Source organism: Photobacterium rosenbergii (assembly GCF_003026455.1).
Taxonomy (GTDB): Bacteria; Pseudomonadota; Gammaproteobacteria; order Enterobacterales; family Vibrionaceae; genus Photobacterium; species Photobacterium rosenbergii.
Window position 1 is genome coordinate 518,577 of the sequence record NZ_PYMB01000003.1, and the last position, 18,683, is coordinate 537,259.

At 47.1% G+C, this 18,683-nt stretch carries 19 protein-coding genes and 1 riboswitch; of the genes, 14 read left to right on the forward strand and 5 right to left on the reverse strand.

Features of this window, described 5'->3' with window-relative positions:
* Window positions 1-21 precede the first annotated feature (21 nt).
* From torA to C9J01_RS12215, 3 genes are all read left to right on the forward strand, one after another.
* Window positions 22-2,553: a trimethylamine-N-oxide reductase TorA gene (gene torA / locus C9J01_RS12205; RefSeq protein WP_107298400.1), complete on the forward strand. Its 2,532-nt coding sequence runs from the start codon at window positions 22-24 to the stop codon at window positions 2,551-2,553.
* Between the two features lie 177 nt (window positions 2,554-2,730).
* Window positions 2,731-3,384, forward strand: a complete 654-nt coding sequence (gene torD / locus C9J01_RS12210) for a molecular chaperone TorD (RefSeq protein WP_107298401.1) — start codon at window positions 2,731-2,733, stop codon at window positions 3,382-3,384.
* A gap of 225 nt (window positions 3,385-3,609) precedes the next feature.
* Window positions 3,610-4,176, forward strand: a complete 567-nt coding sequence (locus tag C9J01_RS12215; RefSeq protein WP_107298402.1) for a hypothetical protein — start codon at window positions 3,610-3,612, stop codon at window positions 4,174-4,176.
* A gap of 53 nt (window positions 4,177-4,229) precedes the next feature.
* On the opposite strand, the gene C9J01_RS29900 is transcribed toward C9J01_RS12215, so the two are convergent.
* The 5 genes from C9J01_RS29900 to hutW form a co-directional block, all read right to left on the reverse strand.
* Complete coding sequence (locus C9J01_RS29900) at window positions 4,230-4,421, reverse strand: hypothetical protein (protein WP_107298403.1); 192 nt, start codon at window positions 4,419-4,421, stop codon at window positions 4,230-4,232.
* 163 nt (window positions 4,422-4,584) lie between these two features.
* Window positions 4,585-4,980, reverse strand: a complete 396-nt coding sequence (locus C9J01_RS12225; RefSeq protein ID WP_107298404.1) for a hypothetical protein — start codon at window positions 4,978-4,980, stop codon at window positions 4,585-4,587.
* Window positions 4,981-5,174: 194 nt separating this feature from the next.
* The gene (hutZ, locus tag C9J01_RS12230) at window positions 5,175-5,732 is read right to left on the reverse strand and encodes a heme utilization protein HutZ (RefSeq protein ID WP_107298405.1); all 558 of its coding nucleotides are present in this window, start codon (window positions 5,730-5,732) and stop codon (window positions 5,175-5,177) included.
* Window positions 5,733-5,758: 26 nt separating this feature from the next.
* Window positions 5,759-6,277, reverse strand: a complete 519-nt coding sequence (gene hutX / locus C9J01_RS12235; RefSeq protein ID WP_107298406.1) for a heme utilization cystosolic carrier protein HutX — start codon at window positions 6,275-6,277, stop codon at window positions 5,759-5,761.
* Window positions 6,278-6,332: 55 nt separating this feature from the next.
* On the reverse strand, window positions 6,333-7,718 hold the full coding sequence (hutW, locus tag C9J01_RS12240; RefSeq protein ID WP_107298407.1) for a heme anaerobic degradation radical SAM methyltransferase ChuW/HutW: 1,386 nt from the start codon (window positions 7,716-7,718) through the stop codon (window positions 6,333-6,335).
* Between the two features lie 358 nt (window positions 7,719-8,076).
* Between hutW and C9J01_RS12245 the strand changes: the two genes are divergently transcribed.
* The 11 genes from C9J01_RS12245 to lpdA all read left to right on the forward strand — a co-directional run bounded on the left by C9J01_RS12245 (window position 8,077) and on the right by lpdA (window position 18,667).
* Window positions 8,077-8,823 (forward strand): energy transducer TonB, encoded by a 747-nt coding sequence (locus C9J01_RS12245; RefSeq protein WP_107298408.1) that lies wholly within the window; start codon window positions 8,077-8,079, stop codon window positions 8,821-8,823.
* A gap of 19 nt (window positions 8,824-8,842) precedes the next feature.
* Complete coding sequence (locus C9J01_RS12250; RefSeq protein WP_107298409.1) at window positions 8,843-9,517, forward strand: MotA/TolQ/ExbB proton channel family protein; 675 nt, start codon at window positions 8,843-8,845, stop codon at window positions 9,515-9,517.
* Complete coding sequence (locus tag C9J01_RS12255) at window positions 9,514-9,936, forward strand: ExbD/TolR family protein (RefSeq protein WP_107298410.1); 423 nt, start codon at window positions 9,514-9,516, stop codon at window positions 9,934-9,936. Before C9J01_RS12250 ends, C9J01_RS12255 begins: the two co-directional genes overlap by 4 nt.
* The gene (locus C9J01_RS12260) at window positions 9,933-10,766 is read left to right on the forward strand and encodes a heme/hemin ABC transporter substrate-binding protein (protein WP_107298411.1); all 834 of its coding nucleotides are present in this window, start codon (window positions 9,933-9,935) and stop codon (window positions 10,764-10,766) included. The genes C9J01_RS12255 and C9J01_RS12260 overlap by 4 nt, the downstream gene beginning before the upstream one ends.
* Before the next feature lie 36 nt (window positions 10,767-10,802).
* A complete protein-coding gene (locus C9J01_RS12265) occupies window positions 10,803-11,840 on the forward strand; it encodes a FecCD family ABC transporter permease (protein WP_107298481.1) in 1,038 nt (345 codons plus the stop codon).
* Window positions 11,837-12,658 (forward strand): heme ABC transporter ATP-binding protein, encoded by an 822-nt coding sequence (locus tag C9J01_RS12270; protein WP_107298412.1) that lies wholly within the window; start codon window positions 11,837-11,839, stop codon window positions 12,656-12,658. The genes C9J01_RS12265 and C9J01_RS12270 overlap by 4 nt, the downstream gene beginning before the upstream one ends.
* A 375-nt stretch (window positions 12,659-13,033) precedes the next feature.
* Window positions 13,034-14,038, forward strand: coding sequence for a substrate-binding domain-containing protein (locus tag C9J01_RS12275; protein WP_107298413.1), 1,005 nt, complete (start codon window positions 13,034-13,036; stop codon window positions 14,036-14,038).
* 192 nt (window positions 14,039-14,230) lie between these two features.
* Window positions 14,231-14,335: riboswitch (cyclic di-GMP riboswitch) on the forward strand.
* A 124-nt stretch (window positions 14,336-14,459) separates the two neighbouring features.
* On the forward strand, window positions 14,460-15,050 hold the full coding sequence (locus C9J01_RS12280) for a TfoX/Sxy family DNA transformation protein (RefSeq protein WP_107298414.1): 591 nt from the start codon (window positions 14,460-14,462) through the stop codon (window positions 15,048-15,050).
* A gap of 222 nt (window positions 15,051-15,272) precedes the next feature.
* A complete protein-coding gene (locus C9J01_RS12285; protein WP_237156948.1) occupies window positions 15,273-15,665 on the forward strand; it encodes a DUF3624 family protein in 393 nt (130 codons plus the stop codon).
* Between the two features lie 139 nt (window positions 15,666-15,804).
* Window positions 15,805-16,392, forward strand: a complete 588-nt coding sequence (locus tag C9J01_RS12290; RefSeq protein WP_107298416.1) for a carboxymuconolactone decarboxylase family protein — start codon at window positions 15,805-15,807, stop codon at window positions 16,390-16,392.
* Window positions 16,393-16,402: 10 nt separating this feature from the next.
* Window positions 16,403-18,667 carry a dihydrolipoyl dehydrogenase gene (lpdA, locus tag C9J01_RS12295; RefSeq protein ID WP_107298417.1) on the forward strand — a complete coding sequence of 755 codons (2,265 nt, stop codon included), beginning with the start codon at window positions 16,403-16,405 and terminating at the stop codon, window positions 18,665-18,667.
* Window positions 18,668-18,683 lie beyond the last annotated feature (16 nt).

An 18,683-nucleotide genomic window follows, 5' to 3' on the forward strand; every position in this document is an offset into this window, starting at 1 on the left:
TTAAATTTAAGGAATTGCTCAATGGCAACTCAAATTCTAAACAAAGGCATATCTCGCCGTCGTTTCCTATCAGGCATGGTTGCAGCAAGTGCTGCATCAGTGGTTGGTACTAGCCTACTTGCGCCGCGTAACGCTATGGCTGCCACCGAGACCAAAGCAAACTTCTCTGGTGAGGTGCTATCTGGCTCCCACTGGGGTGCATTCCGCGCCAAGGTTGAGAACGGTGTATGGGTTGATACCGTACCGTTCGAAAAAGACAAGCACCCTACCACGATGATCGACGGTGTCCGTGAAGTGGTTTACAACCCTGCACGTGTTAAGTACCCAATGGTACGTCTTGACTGGTTGAAGCACGGTTACAAGTCTGACACCACCCAACGTGGTGACAACCGCTTCGTTCGTGTGCCTTGGTCACAGGCTTTGGACTTTTTCTACCATGAGATGGAACGTATCCAGAACAACTATGGCCCAAGCGCACTTTACGCTGGCCATACCGGTTGGCAGTCAGTAGGTAAACTGCACTCTGCTGGTACCATGATGATGCGTGCAATCGGCCTGCACGGTACTTTTCTTGCTAAAATGGGTGACTACTCAACGGGTGCAGCGCAAGTCGTACTCCCTTACGTTGCCGGCGCAATGGAAGTTTACGAGCAGCAGACCTCTTGGCCGCTAGTTCTCGAGCACTCAGACACCATCGTGATCTGGGGTTCTGATCCGATTAAAAACCTGCAGGTTGGTTGGTTGGTTCCAGACCACAGCCCGTACGCTTACTTCGATCAGCTTGCCGAGAAAGTGAAGAACAACGAAATCAAGGTTATCTATGTTGACCCTGTTGTCTCTGATACCCAGAAATTCGTTGGTGGTGAACAGGTTAAAGTGAACCCGCAAACCGACGTTCCTTTGATGCTGGCTATCGCCCATACGCTTTACACCGAGAACCTTTACAACAAAGAGTTCATGGCTGACTACACCACAGGCTTCGACAAGTTCTTGCCTTACCTGCTTGGTGAAAAAGACGGCACACCAAAAACACCTGAGTGGGCCGCGAAAATCTGTGGCATTGACGCAGATACTATCCGTGAACTTGCTCGTCAGATGGCTTCTGGCCGCACCCAGATCATCGGTGGCTGGTGTCTGCAGCGCATGCAGCATGGTGAGCAGTACGCGTGGATGCTGGTTGTTGTTGCTGCAATGCTTGGTCAAATTGGCCTACCGGGCGGTGGCTTCGGCTTCGGCTGGCACTATAACGATGCAGGTTCAGTAACCTCTGCTGGCCCACTGATGTCTGGTTTCAGCGGTGTGACTGGTGTTGACCCGATCCATAACGGCTCATACAAGGGTTACTCAAACTTTATTCCTGTTGCACGCTTTGTCGACTGTATTGAAAACCCTGGCAAAACTATCGACTGGAACGGCCACCCGGTGAAGTTCCCAGAAATGAAGATGGCGATATTCTGTGGTAACAACCCGTTCCACCACCATCAGGATCGCAACAAGATGATCAAGACCTGGCGTAAGCTGGAAACGGTTGTCTCTGTCGACCACCAGTGGACTGCAACATGTCGTTTTGCCGATATCGTTCTTCCTGCTACTACTACGCACGAGCGTAATGACATCGAGCAGTACGGTAACCACTCTAATGCCGGTATCATTGCCCTACCGAAAGTGGTTGAGCCAATGTACGAAGCGAAAGATGATTTCGATATCTTCCGTGAGCTTTGCCGCCGCTATGACCGTGAGGAAGCCTTTACCGAAGGCAAATCACAGATGGAATGGATTGAACAGTTCTACAACGGTGCTCGCCTGCAAGGCCGTGGTATCGGTGTACGTATGTCTAACTTCAAGAAGTTCTGGGAAGAAGAAGGTTTCATTGAGTTCCCGGCTGGCACCGAGTGGGTTCGTCACGAATCGTTCCGTAATGAACCTGACCTAGAGCCACTTGGAACAGCGACGGGCCTTATCGAGATCTACTGTAAGACCATTGCTGACATGGGTTACGACGACTGTCAGGGCCACCCAATGTGGTTCGAGAAGAAAGAACGTAGCCACGGTGGTCCTCGTTCGGATAAATTCCCGCTGAATATGCAAAGTACTCACCCGAAACATCGCCTGCACTCGCAGCTATGTTCTTCTACCGAGCACCGTGCAACTTATGCGGTTGCTGACCGTGAGCCGGTATATATGAGCGTCGAAGATGCCAAAGCACGCGGCATCAAATCTGGTGATCTTGTCCGCGTATTCAACGACCGTGGTGAAGTATTGGCAGGTGCCGTTGTCTCTGAAGACTACATGAGTGGCGTTTGCCGTATCCATGAAGGTGCATGGTACAGCCCTCTGGAAGGCGGTAAGCCAGGTACAATTTGTACTTACGGTGATCCGAACGTACTGACTCAGGATATTGGTTCTTCGAAACTTGCCCAGGCGACATCAGCCGCCGCCGCGCAGGTAGAGATTGAGAAGTACACAGGTACTGTACCAGCGGTGACAGGTTTCCATGGTCCAACCGCCGTAACTGACATTAACCCTCTATTCCCAGCAATGGATCTAGACTAAGTTAATATCAACTAATACCCAGTCAGGGGCTCAGCCCCTGACTGATTTTTACTTCTATAACAGTGTGTTTAAAGAACCTATTCACGTATAATAAGTAGATTAAATACATCAATATTCTACCTGAATATGTTTTTAATACGGTGAGCACAGCACCGTATGCCTTGATTTGGAGTGATCATGAAAGAGTTTATTGCTTTCAACGAACAGCGCGCAGAAATTTATTGGTGGATGTCATCCCTTTTCGCTCGTGAGCTGACCGAGCAGGACATCGAACAGTACCGTGGTGGCGATATGGTCACTTTCTTGTCAGGCTTGGCAATGACCCCTGAGCTTAAGCAGCCGGTTGAAGCATTCCGTGATGCCCTAACCCGTCTGGAAAGCCGTGAAGACGCCCAGCTAGAGCTTGCCGCTGATTTCTGTGGTTTGTTCCTGAGCACACCTAAATCCGGTGCCTTACCTTATGCCTCTATGTATGTCGGTGAAAGCGGCCTGATGAATGACAAGCCAGCACAAGACATGAACAAGCTGATGGAAGAGTACGGCATTGCACAGCGTAAAGAATTCAACGAGCCTGCCGACCACCTCGCAGTTGAACTCGACTTCATGGGTAACCTGATCATCATGGCCAACCAGCAAGGCTCACAAGAGCAGGCTGAGCCACTCATGCAAGCTCAGTTAGACTTTATTAACACTATGCTACTTAACTGGCTGCCTGCATTTGCCGCTGAAGCGAAACAGCGTGACCAGTTCGGTTTCTATGCAGCTGCCACACAAGTGCTTATCGCATTCTGCCATTTGGACGCTCAGTTCCTAAAAGGCGAAGAACAATAAACCTGACTGGCAGAAGCCAGCGTATCAAAAACACTATCTTCATTTGCCGGCATATGGATTGCCGGCTTTTTTGTACTTAGCCTTCCTTACAAAGCCCATATTCAAAGGCAGCCTTCTGCTTGTTCAGTTCTTATCCAGCATACATGACACAATACTGACATTCTGCTTTGGGAGCTTTTATACATTGCAGACATAGCGAAGATAACCACCGATAAAGGTTAAAATATGCAAAACAGCAAAACGCGTACCCAGCAACAACCTAATTCAGTATTCAACCTAATGAAATACGCCCTTCCTTTGATGCTAGTGACTTTATTCGCATTCAGTCCTGCTTCGAAGGCAAGTGATGCAGCAACCGATACAGTTGCAAGCCAGAAAGAAGTGACTCACCGTATTAATGCAATTCAGCGCGACCTGACCAGCATCCGCCAGCAAACACTGCAGGCGCATCCAGAGCTTGTTGAACAAGCTAAAGCCTTTGAAGCGGCCTACAAAGAGAAGGCCAAAGAGATTGGTTACAACCCTGATGATTTCGTTAGTCAGGCTCAAGAGATCCAAGACAAAGTACGCAATGCTGAAACCAGCGAAGAAGAGCGTGAAGCTTTGATTAAAGAGTTCGCAGCCGCTAAGCGCCAACTAGCAGAACAACGTGAAAGCATCCTTGCCGATGAAAAGCTAATGGCGATGCAGGAAAAACTTCAGGCTGATACATTTGCAGCTATGAAAGCAAGTAACCCTGAGACTGAAAACCTGATCCAAGAGCTTAATGGCCTACTTGAATCTCTTCAGTAAGGAACAACCCATATATTCATTAAAACACCGCAGCAATTCGCTGCGGTGTTTTTTTATCGACCATCTTCATAGTCACTCATGTTGATTCCCATCTGTTCGGCAACTTCCGACCAATAAGGCTCAGCTTCGCATACACAACAGTCACACCAGTTGGCTATGCCTTCATGCATGCTCATTTTTTCCTTCGGAGCTAAAAGTTCTTTGTCTGTATGGGAGCTACTTGGGGCTTGCACTTTTTCCGCCATAACAAGGCACCTTCGTTACTATCCTTATCCCTAATATTATAGTGAAACACGGCTTATACCTTGTGGCTTTGCTTGCCGCCTTTGACCACAAAACAACATATAGTGCATAAAAAAACCGCCGTTATCTGGCGGTTTTAGGAAGTTCAACCTGGCCTGCCGACCATTACAATTCCATTGGCTGGTTAGCCTTAAGGAGTTTCATTCCTTGGATATGCTGGATGAACCACTTCACAATGGCAAGCAAAGCGATAACAAGGCCAACAACGGGAATCGCCTGCAAGATTTTATGTAATACAGGGCTGTATACCCAATACTCCGCTCCTGCAATGATCCCCGTAGTGGTTGCTGCGGTTACACCTAACACCACAAAGAAGGTGAAGAAGTAAAAGAAGGTACGGATGATGGTGTAGTAGTGGCTGTAGCTAAGCTCATCAGTGCCCTTGTTCAGCTTATACGCTGAGTAAATCACAGCAATGATGCCTGAGATCATTAATGTCAGTGGAGTAAGGAAACTGGCAATATAGGCAAATCGCACTTCGCGGCGAGGATCAGTAGACATGACTTTATCCGTTGATAATTATCTTTATGCTAATTATCACACGTATTTTTGCGCTATCAAGTTTGGATAATCAAGACGCTGATCACGATCAAGCCTATCCGCTATTGTCTGTTATAGTCACTTATAATGACAGATAAAAAAAACAGCCTAGGTTGAGCGGCCTAGGCTGTTGGAAGTTAAAACTTTATTTTACATTACAGCTCTTCAGTCGGCTGAGTCACTTCGCTACCGTCTTTGATTCGACGGTGACCTTCTTGCAAGTGAACGGAATCGACTAAATCATCTCCACTTACCTGAAACGCTTGACCAAAGCCTTTGACGAATAGTCCTTGAGTCGGTTCGAAACGGAACATCTTGAAATCTTCTAAGCCGCTTAGTCCATCGATGATCTCACCAAAACGCGACTTCAACTCTTCAACTGCTGCCAGCCATTTCTCGCTTTCACGCTCAACCACAACGACGTTGGCTTCAAAAGTTAGTCGCTTACGGGCATAGATGGTTTTAGATGACGCCTCATCTTCAATCATCATCAAAGAAACCTGCGGATTCTCGAGTAAATTGCGAGCATGCTTAGCAATCTGACTAATCAGCACGTAGTAACCGTCATCAAGCAATGCAAACGGTGCATAACTCACGTTTGGCTTTCCATCAGCATCAACGGTCGCCAACTGGATAGTCTGGCAAGACTGGCGAAATTCTTTAATTTCTGGACCTAAACGATTTTGAAGGCGCTCTTGCTTTACAGCATTCATTCTGACTTTCTCCGGGATATTATTATTTATTTGAATTTAGTTTTAAGTTCTTGGAATTTTTCAATTTGCTCTGGGAACAACTGACGTTTCTTATCGCGGCCCAGGTAAACCTTGAACACACACTCACCGCCTTTTGCAAAGAAGCCGATGAAGTAGCTTTCTTGCCCCATAAATGGCTTGCTTACCAAAGCAATGTCAGTCACGAGATCAAGACGTAGGTGACCGTGCAATTCACCTTCTTTACCCATTAGATTGTAGTAACCACGTGCCTCTTTACCTTTAGGGAAAGGCGCTTTTACTTCAAAAATAGAGGCCATTGAGTGAACAATGGTCGTAACTGGGCCCCAGTTAGGCAGTTCTTCAAGAATCGTTTGGGCTTGCTCACCTGGCAGTGCAACCACCAACTCTTCAGGGAAAGCCATCACGACTTCACCTTCAGTTACACCTAAGGTTTCGGCAATCGCCATTGCATGAAGTTTAGGTTCAGCGGCAAGTTGTTCTGCAACCTGAGCTTTTAGCGATTCAAATGAAATTTTTTCAAACACGTTTTATCTCCAGGTACTTCAATGTACGAATTTTGGTTGGTTATTTCTAATACGTTTATGCTGCGACTTTTGCCATCGCATGCTGTTGTAAAACTTGAATCATCGACTGAGCCAAGGTCACAGACCAAAACGTTCCCGCTAACGTCAAGGATAAGTACTGACCATCTAACTTAACCAAGCCATTCTTTTGCCATGCTTCAAAAAGCGGCTTGCAAAGAGCAAAGATGTCTTGCGAGAACTTCTGCTGGAAATCTCGTGCAGATAGGAAACCACGATCAAAGCTCGCTTTGATCTCTGCATGTAGCACAGCCTGAGGGCTAGATTTCGTCATCATAGCAAGTGGCAGTTGCTCGGCTTTAATTGCTTCGATATAGGTGTCCAAGGTCCGATGCTGCATGAAGCCAAATCCGCCAACGTTACCGCCAGCCCCGGCTCCTAACGGCAGCACTTCGGCAGATGTCTTCGCCAAGCTGTTGTATATACTCCGTTCGCGGTTGTCTCGCGCCCAGTGGTTTCCGCTGAGTCGACGTAAGTGGTGCTCTGCCATAAAGTTTACGCCATATTCAAACATTGATGCTTTGGTCGGCGTATCAGCAGGCTCTGGCAGGCGCCCTTTCTCTATCATGCCTTTCATAGGCGTGCCGCCCATCTCGATCAGCTGATAGAGATCGACACCATGTGCGCCGCTGTCCAAGAAATCACTCAGATCTTGCTGCCAAACATCCATATCTTGATAAGGAAGGCCAAACAACAAATCGATGACAATGGGGGCTTCATTGGTTGCACTCAAAGATTGGATCCGCTCCATAACTGGCTCGCGGTCATCCAGACGTTTGGCTTTTCGACGTACCGTTGTGTCAAAGCTTTGCACACCAAACGAAAAACGGTTAAACCCGCCTTCTAGAGCACCTTCGAACATACGGTCATCGAAGCGATTGATTCGTCCTTCGAGGGTAATTTCACAGTCTGTCGTCAATGGGAAGTGAGCTTTCACCATTTTGCCCAGACGGGTCACTTGTTCAGCGGTTAGATCAGTTGGTGTTCCGCCCCCTACATATACTGCACGGAAAGGTGCAGCCTGAGTCCAGGGCATTGCCGCCTTTGCTTTCAACTCCACCATCAGTGCTTCGAAATAATCATCGATCAATGATTGGCTAGATGCATACTGAAAAAAATTACAGTAAGTGCAACGCACACGGCAAAATGGGATATGAATATAAAGACAACGACTATTAGGGCTGTCCGGCACTGTTGATAGTGTTTTTCGCGCTAAATCTTGTCGCTCTTCCTCTGCGATCATGGCCGACATACCACCGGCATGTGCCGAACGCTTGTTAGCAAACGCATATCGAAGTGGATCGGGCGTGTGCTTTCCTACCACCGCTTCGGTCAGTAGTTCCGGCGCCAACACAGCAGATTGTAATGCTTGTTTTTCAATCATCGACTTATTCGTTGAGCTAGATACCTAGCCCCTCCTCAACAGGCTGAAACCTGTCAGTTTTACTCACTAGAGCAACAGTACTTTGCTGTTAACTTCTAGCACCACGTTGAGCAAACGTGCTTGACTACTTTCTGTTGGGCTATGCCCTATTTATTGAGTGAAATGATAACCACTCTTATTTGCAGGCAATCATAAGCACCCTTAAATAATATTGCAAATGATAATTGATATTATTTCGATTACATGGATAATGATAACCATTCTTGATTTGGACAGCTAATTGATAAGTTGCTTTTTATACAATTTCTCAATAGTTACAGACAGATAAAGCATTATTTTGCATGGTTGGAGAGAAACAGTGAACGCGAAGAGATATGCCATTGCAGGTGTTGTATCAGTACTTGCCCACAGCCTATTGCTTTCAGCTGTGCCTAACAAAATGGTGATGGCGATGCCGGTTGGTACAGACTCAACCAAAGTATCGTTGAATCTCGTCTCGGCACCAGCTCCTCAGCCCACTGAGCCCGTTGCAGCCGAGCCAACACCTCCAGCGCCGGTCGAAGTGCCTAAAAAAGTCGTTAAAGAAGAAGCCGCGGTTAAAAAGCTGGTAAAGAAAAAGCTGCCTGAGCCTAAACCCGAGATAAAAAAGGTCACTAAGCCTGCACCGAAAAAACCAGTTGAGAAGAAGGTCGAACAAAAGGTCGCAAAGAAACCAACACCTGTTCAGAAGCCCGTTGAGAACGATAAGCCTAAAGCTATTGAAGAAGTGATTAAATCGCCGGCACCGGCTCCCGCTCAGACCGCTTCAGGAGTAAATAGTGAGCCTCAGCTCGTGACAAAACCAACGTTCGCCACCCGGCCGAGCCCTGTTAAATACCCTCGAATAGCAAAACGTCGTGGTATTGAAGGACAAGTACTGGTTGAGATTTGGATTGATGAATCCGGCAAGCAGGTTAAACAAAATCTATTGAAGTCATCAGGTACAGAGATCCTTGATGATGCAGCCCTAGAGGCTATCAAGCGCTGGCGTTTTTCTTCCCATATTGTTGATGGCCAAGCCATTGCCCATCGCGTACAAGTTCCTGTCCGCTTTAAGCTGGACTAGCAATTAATTGGATTCACTCATGGAAATGTTTCACTCCCTACAAAACCAATTCGGCCTAATGACAGCGCCTTTGCTGCTCTGCTCGGCACTAACGCTAATGATACTCATCGAACGTTGTATACAGGTATTGCTATGCACTGGCGTGGGCAGAAGTAAAATTGATGCACTGTTAGCTAAACAAAGCCGTACGGATGAAGCCGGACTCGACCAGCTAGCAACTTCACTGAAGGAAAAGCGCCCTTTACTGTTCAAAGGTGTATCAATGCTGATTTCGCACCGTCATTTTGCCAAACCGTTGCGCGAAGATGCGGCTGGTATTTGGCTGCAACAAAAACGCTCACAGCTTCGTTCTGGGTTACGCCTACTTGGTCTTATCGGCGTCATCAGCCCCCTACTTGGCCTACTGGGTACGGTCCTTGGCTTGATTGAAATGTTCAAAGGTATTGCAATGAGCTCCGGAGCCGTTACCCCGAACGATCTTGCTGATGGCCTTGGTCTAGCCATGCGTACTACTGCTGCAGGCTTGATCATTGCCCTGCCTGCCATCACCGGTTCACAACTGTTAGGCCTTTGGGCTGATAAAGTAACGGCAAAGCTTGAGCATAGCCTTAACCACTGCAACCTGTGGCTGGAAGGGCTTTCACTTGATACCAACTGCCAACCAAAAGCCGATAAGGTAGAGGCTGTATCATGATTCGAACTCATCAAGGCGTTACCAGTGATGATGAGCTCAGGCCTGACCTTACCCCACTGCTCGACATCATATTCATTGTCATGGTTTTCCTGCTATTGACTGCGAGTGTGAAGCTGCAGTCCCTAGATGTCGAACTGCCTCAGACAGAAACGCGGGCACTGCAAGAAACAGAATCAGATCCTATTACTGTCAACATCACCTCTGCGGAACCCTATTGGGCACTTCAAGGGGAAGAAATTGACAGCTGGGATGCCTTCAAGACCGCTCTTCTCAAAGAAGTAAAAGCCAACCCTGATAAGCCCGTCGTGATCGGTGCGGATAAGGCTGGCTCGGTTGAAAACATGCTAAAACTCCTCGCTTTTCTTCAACAAAATGAAATCAAGGCGACACAGTTATTAATGGAAGAGGATAAATCATGAAGCGTATTGCTCTAGCAACCGCATTAATACTCGCTGCAAATTCATCATATGCCAGTGAGCGCATCATCAGTGCAGGGGCAGCGATTACCGAAATTATCAATGCCATGGGTGCACAGGAACAACTCGTTGCCGTTGATGTAACGAGTAAAACAATGGTTGAAGAAGATATGCCGGTTCTTGGCTATCATCGCCAACTCTCTGCCGAGAGCCTAATCGCTTTAAGCCCTACCCGCTTGCTTGGCTCGAATGAAATGGGGCCTAAAACTACATTGGATTTGATTAAACAAGCAGGCATCAAAGTGGACGTCGTCAACTCCGGTGAAACCGTGGACGATCTTATGACACGTATCGAGCAAGTCGGCGAGTTGACGAAAACTGAGCAGGAAGCCCAAGACCTCAAGGTACAGGTGCAAGAAAAAATTGATTCAATCAACCAGAACCTAGCGAAACACAGCGATAAGAAAAAAGTCTTATTCCTAATGATCCACGAAGGCCGCCCAGCCAATGTTGCAGGCCGAAATACGACCGCTGACAGCGTTATCCGCCTTGCAGGTGCCGTCAACCCAGCAGCCGATGCCGTCGATTCTTACAAGCCAGTTTCCCTTGAAGCTATGGTTGAAATGCAGCCTGATATCATCCTACTGAGCTCTCGTACTCTTAGCCAAATTGGGTCTGCTGATGACCTACTCAAGAAGATGCCTTTACTCTCTGCGACACCTGCAGGCCAAAACAAAGCGGTTGTAACCATTGATGGGACAGCACTGATTGGCGGCCTTGGCTTGAAAAGCCTAAGCGAAGCAGAACGCCTGAACCAAGTGTTTTACAACTAATAACGGTTTGCCGTTCAATTAAGCAAAATAATTATGATGCAGTTACAACGAATTCCAGCCAGCATCGTTTTCCCAGTTGGCCTGACGTTTCTGGTGTTTGCTATTACCTCCTCGATTGCGGTCGGGCCGATGGATATCAGTTTCGCTGACAGCTTCAAAGCACTATTGCCTGTCCAATTGGATTTACCTGCCCATATTGAAATCGTTATCCATCAAATACGTTTGCCGCGTACTTTGCTTGGTATGGCCATAGGTGCCATTTTGGCACTGTGTGGCGCAGTCATGCAGGGCCTGTTCCGTAACCCGCTGGCGGATCCCGGCATCATTGGGGTTTCAGGTGGTGCGAGCCTTGGTGCCGCTCTTTCCATTGTTATCTTTGCCCCGCTGGCGGCTAGCTTTCCGCTGCTACTGACACTAGGCACTGTCCCAGTTTTCGCCTTCATCGGCGGTGCCGTCAGTACCTTTTTGGTCTACCAGCTCGGTACAGATAAAAATGGCACCTCGGTCACCATTATGCTTTTAGCGGGTGTTGCTATCGGCGCTTTATCCGGTGCTGCGCTTGGCCTGATGAACTACTATGCAGATGATCAGGCATTGCGTGATTTATCTTTGTGGACAATGGGCTCCCTCGCTGGAGCCACTTGGCCGGGGATTGCCCTTGCTTATATTACTCTGCTTGGCCTGCTGTTCTCTTTCGACCGCAACGCCAACGCCCTCAACGCTTTTTTGCTAGGAGAAGCAGAAGCCAAGCACCTTGGTGTGAATGTCCAGCGCTTGAAGCGCATGTTGATCCTACTATGCGCTGCAGGCGTCGGTATTGCCGTATCGCTAACCGGTGTCATTGGCTTTGTCGGACTGATTGTCCCTCATATTGGCCGTATGATTTCAGGACCGAACCATAAAACCTTGCTACCTCTATCAGCCTTGCTAGGTGCCCTTATTTTGCTAGTTGCCGATATGCTTGCCCGTGTTGTTGCGGCTCCTGCAGAGTTGCCTGTTGGTATCATCACAGCCCTACTTGGCGCACCATTCTTCATTTACTTATTGATCAAGCAAAGAGGCAGACTGTCATGAGCCAGTTAGCCAACTCAGTGCAATTACAAGGCGCAAACAGTGATATTGCCATCGAGGCACGTAACCTATCGCTCAGCCTAGGTGGTAAAACCCTACTGGATGACTTTTCGCTTCAAATCAAACGCGGTCAACTGACTGCTTTGCTCGGCCCTAACGGCGCTGGCAAGAGTACATTGCTGAAAGTGATGTGCGGTGAGGTTGAGGCAAAAGGTGATGTTGACCTTTTCGGTCACCGCCGACAAGACTGGCAGCCAGGAAGACTGGCTAAGCATCTTGGTGTCCTGCCTCAACACAGCTCGCTGACCTTTGCGTTCACCGCACAAGAAGTTGTAGAACTAGGGGCATTGCCGCTTGAACTACCCAATGCGAAAACCAAACAGATCGCCCACCAGAAAATGGAAATGGTTGGCGTAACCGACCTTGGGCCGCGCCTCTACACAACAATGTCTGGCGGTGAAAAACAACGGGTACATTTTGCCAGGGTACTGACACAACTCAGCCAAGCGGGTGAAAACTGCATCTTAATGCTAGATGAACCTACATCTGCCCTTGATCTTGCCCACCAGCACAACGCGTTGATTGTGGCCAAACAGATGGCACAGGCGGGAGCTGCCGTCATCATAGTGATTCATGATTTGAACCTCGCGGCCCAATATGCAGACCGACTAGTAATTATCAATCACGGCAAGATACAAGCAGACGGTACACCTCACCAGGCACTGACGGCTGAAACCATAGAGTCGGTGTACGGCTGGCCTGTTTGTATTACCCGCCACCCTGTCGATGGCTACCCCATCGTGCTTCCGGCCGCAGCCTAAAAAGCACACATCAAAATGGAATCCAACGGGGCCAAAATTTGGCCCCGTTGCCTTTCTCGCAAGCAGAAAAGCGTATGTAGACCACGAAAATTGCAATTTGAGATAACAAGCATTGCACTCTAGGCCACACTAAGTAAAATGTGAACGCAAGCGATTAAACCATGCAACATGTGCGATATGCACATTATGCTGGTACGCAGCAAAACCGACAGGATTAAGCCGCCCATTTGAGATGCGGCCATTTGTCGTTTCTGCTTTTTGTACCCAACAGAAAAATGAGCTACTCGAATAGAAGACGGTGAACTAGTTCATTTTTCTGTTGAGTAAATGATTAATTTATAAGGTTCTCTGACCTTTATTATTAGAAGAATAACTATGGCAACGATTAAAGATGTTGCACGTATGGCTGGTGTGTCTACAACGACAGTCTCTCACGTGATTAACAAAACTCGCTTCGTCGCAGAAGCAACCCAAAAGAAAGTGCTGGCTGCGGTAGACGAGTTGAATTATGCACCTAGTGCAGTTGCACGAAGCCTAAAATGCAACACAACAAGAACCATTGGTATGTTGGTGACTAAATCAACCAACCCGTTTTTTGCAGAAGTCGTCCATGGCGTTGAAGAGTTTTGCTACGGTGCAGGCTACACCCTGATCCTTTGTAATACCGAAGGTAACCTGTCTAAACAGCGTGATTACCTGCGCATGTTGGCCGAAAAGCGTGTTGATGGCCTTCTTGTTATGTGTTCAGACCTAGATGAACAACTGCTAGGCCTGCTTGAGCGCCAAAAAGAAACGCCAATGGTGATTATGGACTGGGGTCCAGAAAGCCCGCATACTGACAAAATCCAAGATAACGCCGAGCTTGGTGGATATGTCGCAACCAAGTTCTTCATCGAGCATGGCCACAAAGCCATTGGCTGTTTGACTGGTCACAGTGAGAAAACAGCGTGTCGTGAACGCCTGAAAGGTTTCCGCAAAGCCATGAGCGAGGCTGGCCTAGAGGTCAAAGAAGATTGGATTCTTGAAGGTGACTTCGAGTGTGAGTCAGCGGTAACTGCCGCCAAACAAATCATTGCGATGGAAGAACGCCCAAGTGCGATTTTCTGTTTCAACGATATTATGGCAATGGCGATGATCAGTACCTTCCAGCAGGCAGGTATCAACGTACCTGAAGATATCTCTATCATCGGCTACGACAACATTGATTTGGCGCCTTACTTCTCACCGCCGCTTACCACTATTCACCAGCCAAAACGTCGTTTAGGCAAAAGCGCAGTCGAAATTTTAATGCACCGAGTCAAAGACAAAGAACATGCAACCCAGGTTTTCGAAATGGTGCCTGAATTGGTGATTCGTAACTCGGTCAAAAAAATGAACTAAGTAACCGACAGCGTTTACTTTTTTAGAATCTAAGCGGAGGCCTATGCCTCCGTTTTTTATGGCTGCTCACTTTTGTTTTGGGGTGAAAATTTCTATTCACGAGCAGATTTAGACGGCAATTTCTGGAATCAACATCACATTTCCAAAGTTGCGATCAAGTTCAAAAATATCATCTGAGATATTCTTAAATTGTCACGAACAAGGCAAACCTATCGAAAGGTAGGGACGCAAAGCTTCCGGCCTAAGAGTCGTCAGGTTTTATTAAATCCGTCAACTTATGGTAGCGGGGTTGCCGATGGATATAGCAACTCGTGTCAAGAAAGTCTTACTTTTTCCTGACAGTGTAATGTATTGATATTTGCTATTCTTGAATCCTCGCTCTGTTGTTAGGTGACCCAAGAAATTTTCACCGAGAAGAAGCATGGACAAACCAATTTTAAAAGAATCTTTACGCCTATTTAGTTGTTTCAATAACGTTAAATCGCGTTCAATGTTTGGTGGCTTTGGGATTTTTGCGGGTGAAACAATGTTTGCACTCGTCGTAAATGACAAACTTCATCTTCGTGCTAACGCAAAAAACGAACAAGAATATAAAAAGGCAGGGCTTAAACCGTACATATATAAAAAACGTGGCTTTCCAGTTGTAACAAAACATTACGCAATTCCTGATGAATGGTGGAATGACACCGGAAAGATCATTGAGCAGGCTACTCGTTCTCTTGATGCTGCAAATGTTGATAAAGAAACAAAAGAAAAAGCATCACCAGACCGAATAAAAGACCTACCAAACCTTCGTCTAGCAAATGAAAGAATGCTCAAGAAAGCGGGCATTTGCACTGTGGACGAATTGATGGAAGCAGGCTCTATCAATGCCTTTAAAGCATTGCAAGATACCCATCAAGGCAATGTGAGTATTGATTTGTTATGGGCGCTAGAGGGAGCTATCTGCGGCCAGCACTGGTCGGTTATTCCTAAAGATAGACGCTCCGAACTGCTAGCAAAATTAAGCTAGCAAAAACAAAGTGCATATATATAAAGAGGCCTTTACGGTCTCTTTTTTATATTTATTCCGTCAATGATAAGTGTCAATAATCAATCATTCCATTGACAACTTTTTGTCAATTTTCGTTAAATATTGAATTATCTCACAACACTGTTTATAAATCGCTCAACACCCTTTTATTGCAAACTCACGCTTGTAAAATATGTTTCAAAATAGCACCAGGGGGTAATTATGAACTGTTCCAAACCTTTTCCAGGACAGAGCGATCAAATGTTCAAGGATAAGTTTGGCAAGTGGCCGCGAATTATGCGCTTACTTGTTTTGTTTAGCCTGCTTCCTCCCCTCGTCGCTTTTATTCTTGTACAGAATAACATCACCACCTATCAGTCACTTCACAACTTACTGGTTTCTATCGCTAGCTTGAATGCGTTTTTATTGTTTTGGGGCCTGCTGCTGAAAATCAGGGCACGCAAGTACTGGTACCGTAATTACCATATTGGCAAAACTATGCTGCTTGCCTTTGTCCCTTTGATGGCCTGCGGCTATATTGTGCTCACTGAACTCACCTCTGATAAGGTGATCACTCAGTCAAAACCACAAGCTGTACAAATATCGGTCAACTAACCACTTTTTTCTGCCCACAGTGAAATAATTTGCTTCCTAGTAAGGTCTTTGTCTCATAACTATCTGATAATTTCGGTAATAATTACCGCCGCTATCCTGATAGGCTCACAGTAGCATAACAAAGAGACAAGGGGTCACCGTGCGCATTTCCGCCAAAGAAAACTACTCACTATTTATCAAGCCACTGCTATGGCTACAAAAACGCCACTACGGCAAAGTTCTGAATCCCGCTAAGTTGTGGGGGCGCCGCCCTACGCTATTTTGGCTTGTTGCCGGCTTCTTTGGTTATTTAGATCGCCGCTCATCCCCATTAAGCCCAGTGCTTCGTTCGTTGGTTTGCGTCAGGGTTTCCCAACTAAATGACTGTGCATTCTGTGTTGATGCCAACGGTATGAAGCTTGCTGAGCGCTGCGATTCTGTCGAGAAAATCAAAGCACTCGCAAACTGGCAGCACAGCGAACTTTTCGATCAACAAGAGCAAGCAGTTCTGGGCTATGTTGAAGCGATGACAATTACTGGTCAGCGTGTTACTGATGAAATGCTTTCAGATTTAAAACAATGGTTTGATGAAGATGCTATTGTTGATTTAACCGCACTGGTCGCTTTCCAGAACCTGTCGGCAAAATTTAACACTGCACTTGATGTACCTGAGCAAGGTTTCTGTTCACTTCCGATCCAGCCCGGTGAGCAGCAATCCACTGATGCCCCTACTCATACGGACAAATAAGGAGCAAATTATGGACAGAAAAAAACTGCTGGTGATCAGTATTGTTGTATCCCTGATTGCTGTTTGGTTTGCGTTTGATCTTGGCCAGTACTTTACCCTAGAACAAGCCAAGGCACAGCAGATCGCATTGACTGACACCATCCATGCCAAACCTTTCCTATCAAGCATGGTTTACTTTGTCCTGTACATTGTTGTCACAGCCCTGTCTTTGCCAGGTGCTGCAATTATGACCTTGCTCGGTGCCGCCTTATTCGGTTTTTGGTGGAGCCTGTTACTGGTTTCCTTTGCCAGCACGATTGGTGCTACCCTCGCCTTCCTATTCAGCCGCTTTATCCTACGCGACTGGGTACAAGCGAAGTTCGGTCACCGCCTGTCAGCGATCAACCGAGGCATAGAAAAAGACGGGGCCTTCTACTTATTCACACTACGTTTGATCCCGGTCTTTCCGTTTTTCATCGTTAACTTGCTGATGGGCTTGACTCCGATTTCTACACGCATGTTCTATCTGGTTAGCCAGTTGGGTATGCTTGCAGGCACCGCCGTATATATCAACGCCGGTACTCAACTCGGCCAGATCGATACACTCAGCGGCATTATATCCGCTCCTGTCTTGGTATCCTTGGCTCTGTTGGGGGTTTTCCCGCTTGTCGCAAAAGCCATCATGCAAATTATAAACAAGCGCCGCGTTTACGCTGATTGGGAGAAACCAAACCATTTTGACCAAAATATGGTGGTGATCGGTGCTGGCGCCGGTGGTTTGGTCAGTGCTTACATTGCAGCCGCAGTTAAAGCCAAAGTGACCCTGATTGAACGCCATAAAATGGGTGGTGACTGTCTAAACACCGGCTGTGTCCCTTCAAAAGCCATTATCCGTGCCGCCCATACCATGGCTGAGATCACCCGTGCCAAAGATTTTGGTATCGAGACCGGTGAAGCCAAGGTGGATTTTGCCAAGGTCATGCAGCGTGTCCACAACGTCATTGGTAAAATCGAACCCCATGACAGCGTCGAGCGCTACAGCAAACTGGGTGTAAACTGTGTTTCAGGTGAAGCAACTATCCTGTCGCCATGGGAAGTCGAAGTAAACGGAGAGCGTATTACAACCCGTAACATTGTGATTGCAACCGGTGCCCGACCTCTGGTACCTGGTATCCCCGGCTTGGATAAGGTTAACTACCTGACCTCTGACTCTATTTGGTCTTTGAAAGAACAGCCTAAGCGACTTTTGGTTCTGGGTGGTGGTCCTATCGGCTGTGAGTTAGCACAAAGCTTCCAGCGCCTAGGTAGCGATGTCACCTTGGTCGAAATGGCGGAACAGCTCCTTATTAGGGAAGATAATGATGCGGCTGGTTTGGTGAAGTCGAGCCTTGAGCAAGATGGTGTAGACATTAAAACTGGCCATAAAGCGGTTAAATTCGAATCTATTTCTGACGAGAAAGGTAACGAACAACAGCGTGTCTTGCTTGAAACGGCAAACGGTGAATCACTGACTATTGAGTTTGACGCCGTCATGCTCGCCCTTGGACGAGTTGCCAATGTGCAAGGCTTCGGCCTTGAGAAACTGGGTATTACAACCTCTGATCGTGGTACTGTGGAAGTTAATGAATACCTTCAAACTAAGTACCCGAACATCTTTGCCGTTGGCGATGTTGCCGGTCCATTCCAATTGACCCATGCCGCTGCTCACCAAGCATGGTATGCCGCCGTCAATGGGCTATTCGGTCAGTTCAAGAAATTCAAAGCTGATTATTCAGTCTTGCCAGCAGCAACATATACCTCACCAGAAGTGGCCCGTGTCGGTATCAATGAAAAAGAAGCCAAGCAACAAGGTATTGATTTTGATATTGTTACCTACGGAATTGATGACTTGGACCGTGCTATTACCGATGGTGAAGATCATGGCTTTATCAAAGTGATCACACCAAAAGGTAAGGATAAAATCCTTGGGGCGACCATTGTTGGTCATAATGCCGGCGAGTTGCTTGCTGAATTTACCCTTGCAATGCGCCACGGCCTAGGTCTGAATAAAATCCTCGGTACCGTACACCCTTATCCAACCATGAGTGAAGCTGCGAAGTACACGGCTGGGGTATGGAAACAGGCTAATGCTCCACAAGGACTACTCACTTTGGTTGAAAAATACCATGGCTGGATGCGCAAAGATGAGCAAACAGCAGCTAGCGAGCAACAGCCTGTATCAGAAAGCAGCGTTGAAATAGACACTGTTGAAACATCACCAAAGCGCAGCAATGAAGGTGCGCTGAGCGAAAAATAGGGATGAAAATTAGGAT